Raw genomic sequence first — 12,457 nt, forward strand, 5'->3', positions numbered from 1 at the left:
TCATCTGTGCCTTAATTTGATAAGTTGTCATTGCTGTTGTGTCTGCAAAAGCTTAGTATCGGGGTACTTCGTAGGCGTAGAACAACGCGTTTGAATTAAATCTACCGGTGCTACTGTAGAGTAGCCTTACGGTTTACTGAATAAGAATAACAAGGGCAAGTAATGAGTGAAGAACAAAATCAACCACAACAAGAAGCGCTGACGCCGGAGCAACAGCGTGAACGGTCTATTCAATGGCAACGTAGCTGTGTGCAGGCTGCGCAGAAGCACCTTGCAGACAAAGGAATATTGCCTGAAAGTATCATAGAAAAAGAATGCCGCTATATAGAACCTTTAGTGGCACTTTGGAAAATAAAGGGCCAAAATGGAAAGCGGTACTGGGTCATTACCGGAAACCTACCCACTGATCATATTGAGTCCTCAGCAGCTGCAACACCAAGGGATGCGCTGCGCTCTTTCTCATTTCATTGGCAGCTCAAAGCCGATGAAATTATGGCCACTAAGCCGGTAGAAAAGACCCAAGCTCAATTTGCAAATTTATTGATTAACCGAGCGCATGGTTTATACGACTTATTTGCTAAAGAAGAGCTCTGGGCTAGTGAAGCATAGTAAATGGCTCTGTTTTTAAAGCCTGGATAGGGCATTTCAAGCGCTGTCTTGGAATGCCTGCTTCCATAAAAACGTGCCCGTGCTCTGAAAACCCAGATTGTAAGAATTCCGGTACTTCATCTAGAATGCACTGGATATAAATATTTTCCAGCCCCTTATCTTTTGCGATATCAACGAGCCCACTAATAAGGGAAGAGTAGGCCTCTCTATTACGGTGTGATTTGAATATGGCGATCCGACTAAGCAAACCGTCCTGACATAACCGCCCAGTGCCGACGGCACCATCGTGGTCATCAATGATAATTAAATGCTCGGCGGTAATATCTTGTTGGTCAAACTCTACGTCTTTTGGGATATGAAGCTCGCAAACAAATACCCGCTCTCGTATTGCTTTAAGCTCAAACTTTTTGGCCTGCCAATTTACTCGACTAATTCTATAACTCATACTGCCCTCGATATACAGATTACACCTGCATTCCCTGTTCATGACAAGTTAGAGCAGACAAGCCTCTATAAGTGCAGAGACTTGCAGTATGTTATTGTTATTGTGAACGCGACTATCTTGTTCTAACAGGCGTTACTCCCAGCTATCGTCGTCGTCAGTTTCTTCTGGATCACTGTCTTCAACGAAGTACGTCCCATCATTAAATAGTTTAGTTAACGTTTGTTTAAATTCCAAGCTATCTAAAGCAGGAATTATTGCCTTAAAGTCTATCGTCGTATGATCGGTCAATTGTTTAATTGCCTCTAAACAATGATGGCTCAACGTGTAGTTTTCACCATTTACGCTAAGCAAAACATGTGTCTCACAGGTTTGATAAATTGCTCGCACGCCACCTGCGCGATAAATTATCGGGTTTTCTATTGCGATTTCATCAAGATCTTGTAACTCCAGTGGTGGATCGAGGGGGGCTAAGTCCATTTCATGCTTTGGCTCGCTTAGCGTTTTTCCAAGCCAACTACTATAAAGTTTATCGTCTTTCATTAAATCGTGAAGCATAGTGTGGATCTGCTGTTTGTCTGAGGCTGTTACTTCACCTATTGATGCTCGGGGGGATAGATCAGGATCACTGAATCTTTTCTTGCCTGCTTCCATATCAATAATGTGATCCGCGAAGCTAGAAAGTAAGTCTTTTTGATCTGGGGCTCTAAAACCGACAGAGTAATTTAAGGCGTTTTCGACAGCATAGCCCTCATGGGGACAAGCTGGTGGTATGTATAAAATATCCCCAGGCTCGAGTACCGCATCTATGACTGCATTGAACTGCTCAACTTGAAGTAGGCTTTTGTTTTGAGCGAACTGTTTTAAACTATCGTCACGAAGGCCAACTCGCCAATGGCGTTTTCCTTGTCCTTGAATAATAAAGACATCATATTGGTCTAAATGCGGTCCTACGCCGCCTCCGGGTGTGGAATAGCTGATCATTAAATCATCTATTCGCCAATTTGGAATAAATCTAAATGCTTCTACTAATTCCGCGGCTTGTGGATGCCAATGATCAACTGCTTGAACAAGCAGTGTACTGTTACTGTCAGTTAGTAACTCAAACTGTTCGAATGGACCGTGGTACGCTTCCCATTTGTCTTGGTGGTTAGTAACGATACGCGACTCTATACAGTCTTCTGTTGCGAGGCCGGCAAGTTCTTCCGGGGCAATTGGATCGATAAAATTCTGAAAACCTTGTTTGATCAATAGTGGTTTTTTTTGCCAATATTGCTCAAGAAATTGGCCGAATGTTAGATCATTTATTTGCAGTTGATACATGAGGGGATCCCTGAGATAAAAAAAGCGAAAGAGGCAGACTCTTTCGCTTATCTTATACCAATTCACAGCGGATTAAATCTACATTTGAGACTAAATAGTGCTGAACTGGTGTTAAAACAGAGTGATTTTACACTTAGTTTAGTTCATCAATAAACGCTTCAGCACGACCGATGTAGTTCGCTGGCGTCATTTCTTTCATCTGTGATTTTACTTCATCAGGTAACGCTAGGTTATCAATAAAATCAGCCATGATTTCTTGGTTGACACGCTTACCGCGAGTAAGATCCTTTAGCTTTTCATATGGTTTTTCAATACCGTACTTACGCATCACTGTTTGGATAGGCTCAGCTAAAAGCTCCCAGTTGTCATCAAGCTCTGCCAGTAAACGCTCTGCATTTACTTCTAACTTACTAACACCTTTAAGCGTTGCTTGGTAGGCTATCAGCGCATAACCCATACCAACGCCTAAATTACGTAATACTGTAGAGTCCGTCAGGTCACGTTGCCAGCGTGATACAGGCAGCTTTTGTGCTAGGTGAGCGAAAATAGCGTTAGCAATGCCAAGGTTACCTTCGGAGTTTTCAAAGTCGATAGGGTTAACTTTGTGTGGCATTGTTGATGAACCAATTTCGCCTGCAATCGTTTTTTGCTTGAAATGATTGAGCGCAATATAACCCCAAACGTCACGATCAAAGTCGATTAATATGGTGTTGAAGCGAGCGATAGCATCAAACAGTTCAGCAATGTAATCATGCGGTTCGATTTGAGTAGTGAACGGGTTCCACGTCAGGCCTAAACTTGAGACAAACCGTTCGCTGTGAGCATGCCAGTCGTAATCTGGGTATGCACTTAAATGCGCATTATAGTTGCCAACTGCACCATTAATTTTACCTAGTAACTGTACATTTGCGATCTGCTGGCGTTGGCGCTGAAGGCGAACATAAACATTTGCAAACTCTTTGCCCATGGTTGATGGCGAAGCCGGTTGGCCGTGAGTACGAGTCATCATTGGGATAGATTTGTATTCTACAGCTTTTTCTTTAATCGCAGCGAGTAACTCATCGCAATAAGGCAGTAGCACGTTGTCGCGGGCTTCTGTAAGCATCAAACCGTGTGACAGGTTGTTGATGTCCTCAGAGGTACAGGCAAAATGAATAAACTCATTAACAGCATGTAGCTCGGCATTATCCGCTACTTTTTCTTTAAGAAGGTATTCTACAGCTTTAACGTCGTGGTTGGTGGTGCGTTCAATCTCTTTGACACGTGCAGCATCTGCTTCGCTGAAGTTTTCAACAATGCTATCTAGAAGTGCATTTGCTTCATCGCTGAAAGCTGGTACTTCGGTGATGGCGTCGCTGCTCGCTAATGCTTGTAACCAACGAACTTCTACGATGACGCGATACTTTATCAAGCCAAATTCACTGAAGATACTTCTCAGTTCTTTAGTCTTGCTACCATAGCGACCATCCACAGGAGAGATAGCGGTTAACGCTGAAAGCTCCATAATAACTCCTAACTGTTTGTTTTGAACGATACTTTTAGAGTGGCTTTGGCGCCACTACGAATTTACAAATAACTCTTTGCCGCGCTGATGATTTTTTTCTTCGCAAAGAAGAAGTGACGACGTTTTCCACCGAGTTGACGCCACAATACAGCACTGCGGATCCCTGCTAGCAGTAATGCTCGGATTTTTTGTTGCGTAGCAGGTTGTTTTAATAGTTCAGGCTTGCCAAATACTTGGATTTTAGGGCCTAAGGGGCTGATAACTTGTCCGTATATATCGGCAAGGGAAGCAATGATTTGACTTTCATAGATGTCAAAGTGTAGAAGTTGACGCTCTACCTGTTCAATTTTTTGTGCCAATAAGTTGAGTGATTTACTGTCGTTTGTTAACACTCTTTCCAGTTGCATCATCGCGCCAACGTATTTAACCATTTCAACGTCTTTCTCACCGCCCGCAGAAAGTTGCTCAACCAGTGTTTTACATCCAGCTTTAATTGCAAATTTATCTGGATAAACATCTTCAGGTCGCTCGGGGGCGGTATTAATAATGCTCTTTAGAAAGCCTTCTACTTCATTATCATTAAATGTCCCGTAGCGGGCACATTTTTGTACCAGTTTACTGATTTGGCACATCGCGGCCAAAGGCATTACAGATTGATTTTGCATTACTTTATTACCGATTCAATGATCCCGCCACCAAGGCATACGTCATCGGCATAGAATACCGCTGATTGTCCTGGTGTAACCGCTTTTTGTGGCTCATCAAATAGCACGCGAGCCATGCCGTCTTGACCGACTAAAAGCGTACATGGAATATCGGTTTGTCGATATCGTGTTTTTACGGTGCAACGTGTCGTACCTTGGGGACCTACTCGGTCAACCCAGTGTAGTTGATTAGCATTTAAACCGTTACTGAATAGGCGAGGGTGATTCTTTCCTTGACCTACAACCAGAACATTTCTTTCAATGTCCTTGTCTACTACATACCAAGGTTCACCATTGCCTTCTTTTGAACCGCCAATTAATAAGCCTTTGCGCTGACCGAGCGTGTGGTACATCAAGCCTTCGTGTTCACCAACATGATTACCGTCACAATCCTCAATCACACCAGGTTGCGCTGGTAAAAACTTCGCAAGAAAGTCTTTAAATTTGCGTTCACCAATAAAACAAATACCGGTTGAGTCTTTTTTATCATGTGTGATTAAGCCTTGTTCTTCCGCAATTTTGCGCACTTCTGGTTTAGCGATTTCACCTACAGGGAAAAGCGTTTGCGCAATATGCTCATGACTTAGCGTGTAAAGAAAATAGCTCTGGTCTTTGTTCTCGTCTTCCCCACGCAACATAGCGAATTTACCATCGCGCTCGGCTCGTCGAACGTAATGTCCTGTCGCAATATAGTCAGCGCCAAGTGCTTCAGCAGCAAATTGTAAAAATGCTTTAAATTTGATTTCTTTATTACACATGATGTCTGGGTTTGGCGTACGACCCGCCTTGTATTCTTCAAGGAAATGTTCGAACACATTATCCCAGTACTCGGCGGCAAAGTTGACGGTGTGTAGTTCAATGTCTAGCTTGTCACAAACTGCCTGAGCATCTTTTAGATCTTCAGCTGCAGCACAATACTCATCATTGTCATCTTCTTCCCAGTTTTTCATAAACAGGCCTTCGACCTGGTATCCTTGCTGTTTTAAAAGGTAGGCAGATACGGAAGAATCAACACCGCCGGACATTCCGACGATAACTTTAATGTGACTATTATCGCTCATAATTTTGCTATTAATCTTAATGCTCAGTAAGAAAGCGCTTATTATACTTAAATCTCTTCAAATTGCACGTCTGTGAAGTGCCCGTGGTAGGTGTTAAAGCACTAAGTGCAATGTGCTAAACCACCTTGTATTCACCATTTTTTAAATTGCCCAAGCTGTATGATCCGATTTGGGCACGGATCAGTCTGAGCGTCGGATGGCCTATGTGTGCAGTCATCCTTCGCACTTGGCGATTACGGCCCTCTGTGATTGAGATTGACAGCCACGTAGTGGGGATATTCTTACGCTCACGAATAGGCGGGTTTCTTGGCCAGATATCAGGTTCAGTTATTACCTCTACTTTGGCAGGCAAGGTTGGCCCGTCTTTTAATTCCACTCCATTTCTCAAGGCATCAAGGTTATCATTGGAGGGGATGCCTTCGACTTGAACCCAATATGTTTTATAGGTCGATTTCTTAGGTGCGGTCAGTTTATTTTGTAACTTACCGCAGTTAGTGAGTAATAATAACCCTTCGCTGTCTCGGTCTAAGCGACCTGCAGCATAAACATCTTTAATATCAATAAAGTCGGCTAGGGTTTTACGGTTTTGATCGTCAGTGAATTGACACAATACATCAAAAGGTTTGTTAAACAATACTACTTTGACTTGCTTTGGCGGCAGTGTTGGCTTTAACGGCCTTTGGTTAACCGGGGGCTTTCGTGATTTAGACCGTTGAAGAAAAGGGGGCTTTTTTCTTTGCGGTGCTCTGGAGTTTGATTTGCTGGCTCTATTACTTGTGCTCATCGCCATATTCCTAGTTTTCACGAAAAGCAGTATATTAACGCAATTGAGCAAATGTGTCGCCCAAAAGCAAAAAAGCGGCCTTTTGGCCGCCTTTAGTGGTTTAACTAAACATTAAAGTGAAGCTAAAATATCGTTGAGTACAGATGACGGACGCATTGCTGCAAATGCTTTGTCGTCCTCTGGCTGGTAATATCCGCCAACATCCATTGACACACCTTGAACTTCGTTCAATGCTGCAACAATTTCGCTTTCTTTAGCAGTCAGCTCGCCAGCTATATTTTCAAATTTGGCTTTAAGCTCAGTATCTTGGTCTTGCGCTGCAAGTTCCTGCGCCCAGTACATTGCCAGATAGAAGTGGCTACCACGGTTATCCAGCTCTTTCACTTTACGTGAAGGAGACTTGTTCTCGTCAAGGAATTTAGCTGTCGCTGCATCCAAAGTATCAGCTAAAACTTGCGCCTTAGCATTACCTGTTGTTTGACTTAAGTGCTCAAAAGAAGCCGCAGTTGCTAGGAACTCACCTAAAGAATCCCAGCGTAAGTGGTTTTCTTTTTCGAATTGTTGAACATGCTTAGGTGCAGAACCACCGGCCCCCGTTTCGAATAAACCGCCGCCATTCATTAGTGGTACGATAGATAGCATTTTTGCACTTGTACCAAGCTCAAGAATAGGGAAAAGATCTGTTAGGTAGTCACGTAGCACGTTACCTGTTACAGAAATCGTGTCTTCTCCTTTTTTCATACGCTCAAGGGAGAAAAGAGTCGCATCGACAGGTGCTTTGATCAAGATCTCAAGACCATTTGTGTCATGCTCTGGAAGATACGCATTGACCTTTTTGATTAGCTCTGCATCGTGTGCACGGTTTTCATTTAACCAAAATACAGCAGGTGTATTGGTTGCACGAGCGCGATTCACGGCAAGTTTAACCCAGTCTTTAATTGGTGCGTCTTTGACCTGACACATGCGCCAGATGTCACCTTCTTCAACAGTGTGCTCAAGTAATGTATTACCAGCTGTATCAACTACACGAATTGTACCCGCAGAAGGCGCTTCAAAGGTTTTGTCGTGTGAGCCGTATTCTTCTGCTTTTTGAGCCATTAGGCCAACGTTTGGAATCGTGCCCATAGTGCGAGGATCAAAAGCACCATGCTCTTTACAGAAGTCGATAGTCGCACTGTAAACGCCTGAGTAACAGCGATCAGGAATTACAAAAGCGGTGTCTTGTTGTTTACCTTCAGCATTCCACATTTGACCACTAGAGCGAATAGCTGCAGGCATCGACGCGTCAATGATGACATCACTTGGAACATGCAGGTTAGTAATACCACGGTCAGAGTCAACCATCGCGATATCAGGCGCAGTTTCATATACTGCGTTCAGATCTGCTTCAATCTCTTGGCGCTTTGCGTCATCAAGAGAGTCAATTTTAGCGTAAACGTCGCCAATACCATTGCTAGCGTCAACGCCGATTTCAGCAAATGTCGCTGCATGCTTTTCAAATACGTCTTTATAGAAAACCTTAACAGCATGACCAAAGATAATTGGATCAGATACCTTCATCATCGTCGCTTTCATGTGCAGCGAGAACAATACACCTTTATCTTTTGCTTCTTGTACTTGTGCCGCAAGAAATTCGCGTAGTGCACTGGCACTCATACGTGAAGCATCAATAATTTCACCTGCAAGAAGTGGAGTGCTTTGCTTTAATATGGTTACCTCGCCATTGGCCGCTACGTGCTCAATACGCACATCTGTTGCTTCGTTAACAGTTACAGATTGCTCAGAACCAAAAAAATCACCGTCAGTCATTGAAGCTACATAAGATTGTGAGTCTTTTGACCAAGCACCCATCGAATGTGGGTTTTTACGCGCATAACCTTTTACAGAAGTAGGAGCACGGCGGTCAGAGTTACCTTCACGAAGTACAGGGTTTACAGCACTGCCTTTAATTTTATCGTAACGCGCCTTAATGTCTTTTTCTTCGTCCGTTTTAGGCTCTGAAGGGTAGTCAGGTAACGCGTAGCCTTTTGCCTGCAATTCTTTGATTGCAGCACGAAGCTGTGGAATAGACGCACTGATGTTTGGTAATTTGATGATGTTTGCTTCAGGCGTCTTTGCAAGTTCGCCTAATTCCGCTAGCGCATCACCAATGCGTTGTTCTTCTTTTAAATATTCAGGGAAAGTTGCAATGATGCGTCCTGCTAGAGAAATATCGCGAGTTTCTACTTCGATATTTGCAGGCTTGGTGAATGCTTGGATGATTGGCAGGAGCGAATAAGTGGCTAGTGCTGGTGCTTCATCTGTTTTGGTGTAGATAATTTTCGATGTCATCATCATTCCTAGATAGTTGTGGGCTTGCGCCGTTCAACAATTGCTATTAGGACTAAGCAACGCGATTTCTAAGCTTCTAACCTATTTACCAACCGGTAAATTGAAAACAAAAACAATTATAGATATAGAGGCTTTAGTAACTGCCCACACAACTGTGAGCTAGTTAGCGTTACGTTAGCAGGTTTGTTAGATATTGTTACTTGCCTCAGTTTTTAGAGTAAGGCTTTACACTTTAAATAAGAATATCTAACCAACCTTTATTGCGCTTTGCAACCGTGCTTTAGTCTAACAATGTTTGCATATGGGGGCTAATTATTAAATTTAAAGTATAAAAGTGAAAAGTTATAACAATTAGGACAAAAGTGAATGCGTATTAGCATGAAGTGAAGAAAGATTAGTTAAAATTTGGGGGGAATAAGCGAGCACGAATGTAACCCGCTTTAGCCAAAAACTACCACGTCTTACACAACATCTTCCGTAATAGGAGAAATGTTGGTAGCGTGAAGCCCTTTAGGGCCTTCTTGTAGCTCGAATGATACATCCTGACCAGCTTTAAGCGTCTTGTATCCATCCATTACAATCGTTGAGTAATGCGCAAAGATATCTTCGTCACTGCCGTCTTCTACGATGAAACCAAACCCTTTGGCGTTGTTGAACCATTTGACTTTTCCGCAAGCCATACTTCTACATCCTTCTATAAGTTGACTAAATTAAAGTTAATCTACTCTTTTAATTTTGCTAAACTGCCCATAGATTAGACAGTCATGTAAGACTGTAGTTTATATGAGCAAGCAGTCAAGTTTTTTGCTCTTTTTTTTAACATTTTATTTATTTCTCAATTCTATTTGCTTGAGTATATAAGACAAGACTATATTTAATTATGAGTGGGACAAAAGATTCGGGTGTATTGGACGCCGTTCGTGAAGAGCAGAAGCAGCAGCTTCAGCCACCACGAAAATATAAAGTGATTTTAAACAATGATGATTACACACCCATGGATTTTGTTGTCGAGGTATTGACGACATTCTTCAATATGGATAGCGAGAGAGCAACTGAGGTGATGCTTGAAGTGCATCACAAGGGAAAAGCGGTATGTGGAGTGTACCCTGCTGATATTGCCAATACAAAGGCTGAGCAGGTAAACCGATATGCTCGTGACAATGAGCATCCGCTGCTCTGTAGTTGTGAGCAGGAATGACCTATAAATTTCTTGTTGGGGGTTGCCAATGCTAAACAAAGACTTAGAACTTACTCTTAACGCCGCGTTTCGCGAGGCTCGTTCTCGTCGTCATGAATTTATGACGGTCGAGCACTTATTACTTGCATTGATCGATAACCCTTCTGCTAGTGAAGCGCTAGATGCTTGCGGTGTCGATATGACTAGCCTGAAGCGTGAGCTATCAGAGTTTATTGATGAAACGACACCTGTTATTCCTGATTTAGAGGAAGACAGAGAAACTCAACCGACACTTGGCTTCCAACGTGTCCTTCAACGTGCCGTATTCCACGTTCAATCTTCAGGCCGCTCTGAAGTGACAGGAGTAAATGTACTCGTCGCTATTTTTTCCGAACAGGAAAGTCAGGCAGTCTATTTACTTAAAAAATCGGACGTTAGCCGCTTAGACATCGTGAATTTTATCAGCCATGGTATCTCAAAGATTGAGGACGATGGAGAACAAGAAGATCACGAAGAGATGCAAGATGATAGCGGTGAAATGCAGCAGGAAGAAAAAACCAAACTGGAAAACTTTACCTCTAACCTTAACGTTCAAGCTGAATCGGGGCGAATAGACCCGCTTGTTGGGCGTGACGAGGAGGTTGAGCGCACGGTTCAAGTCCTGTGTCGTCGTAAGAAAAATAACCCATTATTGGTGGGAGAAGCTGGTGTCGGTAAAACGGCAATTGCTGAAGGACTTGCGTATCGTATCGTAAATAATCAGGTACCTGATGTAATATCGGATGCCGTAGTTTACTCATTGGACATGGGGGCACTTCTAGCCGGAACGAAATATCGTGGAGACTTTGAAAAGCGCTTTAAAGCCTTGCTTAAAGAGCTTCAAGCTAAACCTCACGCTATCCTCTTTATTGACGAAATTCACACTATCATTGGTGCAGGAGCCGCATCTGGTGGTGTAATGGACGCGTCTAATCTAATTAAACCACTGTTATCCAGTGGGCAACTAAGATGTATGGGTTCAACTACCTACTCTGAGTTTAAAAACATTTTTGAGAAAGACCGAGCGCTTGTTCGTCGTTTCCAAAAAATTGATGTTGTTGAGCCTAGTGTAGAAGATACCACCAAGATACTTAACGGGTTGAAAGAACGTTATGAGGAGCATCATGGTATTCGTTATACTCAAAAAGCATTGAAGGCTGCGGCTGAGCTTAGTGCAAAGTATATTAACGAACGTCATTTACCTGACAAAGCAATTGACGTCATCGATGAAGCTGGAGCAAACCAAAGGTTACAGCCTTCATCAAAACGCAAAAAAACAATCAGTGTTGCTGATATAGAAGCAATTGTATCCAAGATGGCTCGTATCCCTCAACAAAGCGTATCGTCAAGCGATAAAGAAACGTTGAAAAACCTAGACCGCAATTTAAAAATGTTGGTATTTGGCCAAGACGAATCTATTGATGCGTTAACGTCAGCAATCCGGTTGTCTCGCTCAGGTCTGGCTAATGAAGACAAGCCGGTTGGCTCGTTTTTGTTTGCAGGGCCTACGGGAGTGGGTAAAACTGAAGTGACCAAACAACTTGCTAAGTGTATGGGCATCGAGTTTATACGCTTTGATATGTCAGAATATGCAGAGCGTCATGCCGTGAGCCGATTAATCGGTGCTCCTCCTGGATATGTTGGGTTTGAGCAAGGTGGGTTATTGACCGAAGCTGCCATAAAGCACCCTCATGCAGTCGTATTACTTGACGAAATTGAGAAAGCTCACCCTGATATCTACAATATTCTGTTGCAGGTTATGGACCATGGTACTTTGACCGATAACAACGGTCGCAAAGCAGACTTTAGAAATGTTGTACTGGTGATGACGACAAATGCCGGTGTTCAAGAGACGGTTCGTCAATCAATTGGATTCCAGCAGCAAGATTACTCTCATGATGCGATGGTAGAAATCAATAAAGTGTTCACGCCAGAGTTTAGAAACCGGTTGGATAACATCATTTGGTTTAATCACCTTGAGAAAGAGGTTATTTTGCAAGTGGTTGATAAGTTTATCGTCGAACTACAAGCTCAGCTTGATAAAAAGTCAGTTAACCTAGAGTTGACAACACAAGCGAGAGATTGGTTAGGAGATCTTGGCTATGACAAAGCCATGGGGGCTCGTCCGATGGCAAGAGTTATTCAAGATAACTTGAAAAAGCCACTTGCGAACGAAATATTGTTCGGCCATTTGTCTGATGGTGGTACTGTGAAAGTAACTGTGAAGGACAATAAACTGTCTTTTGAGTATCAAACTGAAGCCGTGTCGGCATAAGTAGTATTAGGTTACCTTCTCTATAGTGCTCATAAAAACCCAGCATAGCTGGGTTTTTTGTTGTCATAATGATATTCCGAATCCCTAAGACCATTGCGCATTTAGAGCTACTAAGCCTAGCCACTAAATAGTCATCAGGTAAGCTCAATGCAAGTCGTTCGTGTGTACTAATGATATGAATGAACTTGGCTATACCTAAATAACATCA

The 12,457-nt window shown here is 42.8% G+C and carries 11 protein-coding genes; 3 read left to right on the top strand and 8 right to left on the bottom strand.

Annotation, left to right across the window (positions count from 1 at the left end):
- The first annotated feature begins 162 nt into the window (after nucleotides 1-162).
- Complete coding sequence (locus HUZ36_RS18110) at nucleotides 163-609, top strand: DUF4826 family protein (RefSeq protein WP_125254129.1); 447 nt, start codon at nucleotides 163-165, stop codon at nucleotides 607-609.
- Here HUZ36_RS18110 and HUZ36_RS18115 read toward each other — a convergent pair.
- From HUZ36_RS18115 to cspD, 8 genes are all read right to left on the bottom strand, one after another.
- Nucleotides 596-1,054 carry a GNAT family N-acetyltransferase gene (locus HUZ36_RS18115; protein WP_147390625.1) on the bottom strand — a complete coding sequence of 153 codons (459 nt, stop codon included), beginning with the start codon at nucleotides 1,052-1,054 and terminating at the stop codon, nucleotides 596-598. The two genes, HUZ36_RS18110 and HUZ36_RS18115, sit on opposite strands and share 14 nt — an antisense overlap.
- Nucleotides 1,055-1,186: 132 nt before the next feature.
- On the bottom strand, nucleotides 1,187-2,374 hold the full coding sequence (locus HUZ36_RS18120) for a ribosomal protein uL16 3-hydroxylase (RefSeq protein ID WP_176033606.1): 1,188 nt from the start codon (nucleotides 2,372-2,374) through the stop codon (nucleotides 1,187-1,189).
- Nucleotides 2,375-2,507: 133 nt separating this feature from the next.
- Nucleotides 2,508-3,878, bottom strand: coding sequence for an adenylosuccinate lyase (gene purB / locus HUZ36_RS18125; protein ID WP_128730280.1), 1,371 nt, complete (start codon nucleotides 3,876-3,878; stop codon nucleotides 2,508-2,510).
- 62 nt (nucleotides 3,879-3,940) lie between these two features.
- The gene (gene hflD / locus HUZ36_RS18130; protein ID WP_128730278.1) at nucleotides 3,941-4,543 is read right to left on the bottom strand and encodes a high frequency lysogenization protein HflD; all 603 of its coding nucleotides are present in this window, start codon (nucleotides 4,541-4,543) and stop codon (nucleotides 3,941-3,943) included.
- Complete coding sequence (mnmA, locus tag HUZ36_RS18135; RefSeq protein ID WP_176033607.1) at nucleotides 4,543-5,643, bottom strand: tRNA 2-thiouridine(34) synthase MnmA; 1,101 nt, start codon at nucleotides 5,641-5,643, stop codon at nucleotides 4,543-4,545. The genes hflD and mnmA overlap by 1 nt, the downstream gene beginning before the upstream one ends.
- Nucleotides 5,644-5,758: 115 nt before the next feature.
- On the bottom strand, nucleotides 5,759-6,427 hold the full coding sequence (locus HUZ36_RS18140) for a pseudouridine synthase (protein WP_176033608.1): 669 nt from the start codon (nucleotides 6,425-6,427) through the stop codon (nucleotides 5,759-5,761).
- 111 nt (nucleotides 6,428-6,538) lie between these two features.
- The gene (locus tag HUZ36_RS18145) at nucleotides 6,539-8,758 is read right to left on the bottom strand and encodes an NADP-dependent isocitrate dehydrogenase (protein ID WP_128730274.1); all 2,220 of its coding nucleotides are present in this window, start codon (nucleotides 8,756-8,758) and stop codon (nucleotides 6,539-6,541) included.
- Between the two features lie 461 nt (nucleotides 8,759-9,219).
- Entirely contained in the window at nucleotides 9,220-9,438 is a 219-nt protein-coding gene (gene cspD, locus HUZ36_RS18150; RefSeq protein WP_125254439.1) for a cold shock domain-containing protein CspD, read from the bottom strand.
- A 200-nt stretch (nucleotides 9,439-9,638) separates the two neighbouring features.
- On the opposite strand from cspD, the gene clpS reads away from it, so the two are divergent.
- Nucleotides 9,639-9,956, top strand: a complete 318-nt coding sequence (gene clpS, locus HUZ36_RS18155; RefSeq protein WP_128730272.1) for an ATP-dependent Clp protease adapter ClpS — start codon at nucleotides 9,639-9,641, stop codon at nucleotides 9,954-9,956.
- A 28-nt stretch (nucleotides 9,957-9,984) separates the two neighbouring features.
- A complete protein-coding gene (clpA, locus tag HUZ36_RS18160) occupies nucleotides 9,985-12,249 on the top strand; it encodes an ATP-dependent Clp protease ATP-binding subunit ClpA (protein ID WP_125254437.1) in 2,265 nt (754 codons plus the stop codon).
- Nucleotides 12,250-12,457 lie beyond the last annotated feature (208 nt).

It is taken from the genome of Pseudoalteromonas sp. McH1-7 (assembly GCF_013366255.1).
GTDB classification, from domain to species: Bacteria; Pseudomonadota; Gammaproteobacteria; order Enterobacterales; family Alteromonadaceae; genus Pseudoalteromonas; species Pseudoalteromonas peptidolytica.

What these genes read in the sequence shown, in the direction of transcription:
- clpS (WP_128730272.1), top strand. Translation starts at nt 9,639, where the DNA reads ATGAGTGGGACAAAAGATTCGGGTGTATTGGACGCCGTTCGTGAAGAG.
- mnmA (WP_176033607.1), bottom strand. Translation starts at nt 5,643, where the DNA reads ATGAGCGATAATAGTCACATTAAAGTTATCGTCGGAATGTCCGGCGGT.
- hflD (WP_128730278.1), bottom strand. Translation starts at nt 4,543, where the DNA reads ATGCAAAATCAATCTGTAATGCCTTTGGCCGCGATGTGCCAAATCAGT.
- HUZ36_RS18140 (WP_176033608.1), bottom strand. Translation starts at nt 6,427, where the DNA reads ATGAGCACAAGTAATAGAGCCAGCAAATCAAACTCCAGAGCACCGCAA.
- HUZ36_RS18145 (WP_128730274.1), bottom strand. Translation starts at nt 8,758, where the DNA reads ATGACATCGAAAATTATCTACACCAAAACAGATGAAGCACCAGCACTA.
- HUZ36_RS18110 (WP_125254129.1), top strand. Translation starts at nt 163, where the DNA reads ATGAGTGAAGAACAAAATCAACCACAACAAGAAGCGCTGACGCCGGAG.
- cspD (WP_125254439.1), bottom strand. Translation starts at nt 9,438, where the DNA reads ATGGCTTGCGGAAAAGTCAAATGGTTCAACAACGCCAAAGGGTTTGGT.
- HUZ36_RS18115 (WP_147390625.1), bottom strand. Translation starts at nt 1,054, where the DNA reads ATGAGTTATAGAATTAGTCGAGTAAATTGGCAGGCCAAAAAGTTTGAG.
- purB (WP_128730280.1), bottom strand. Translation starts at nt 3,878, where the DNA reads ATGGAGCTTTCAGCGTTAACCGCTATCTCTCCTGTGGATGGTCGCTAT.
- clpA (WP_125254437.1), top strand. Translation starts at nt 9,985, where the DNA reads ATGCTAAACAAAGACTTAGAACTTACTCTTAACGCCGCGTTTCGCGAG.
- HUZ36_RS18120 (WP_176033606.1), bottom strand. Translation starts at nt 2,374, where the DNA reads ATGTATCAACTGCAAATAAATGATCTAACATTCGGCCAATTTCTTGAG.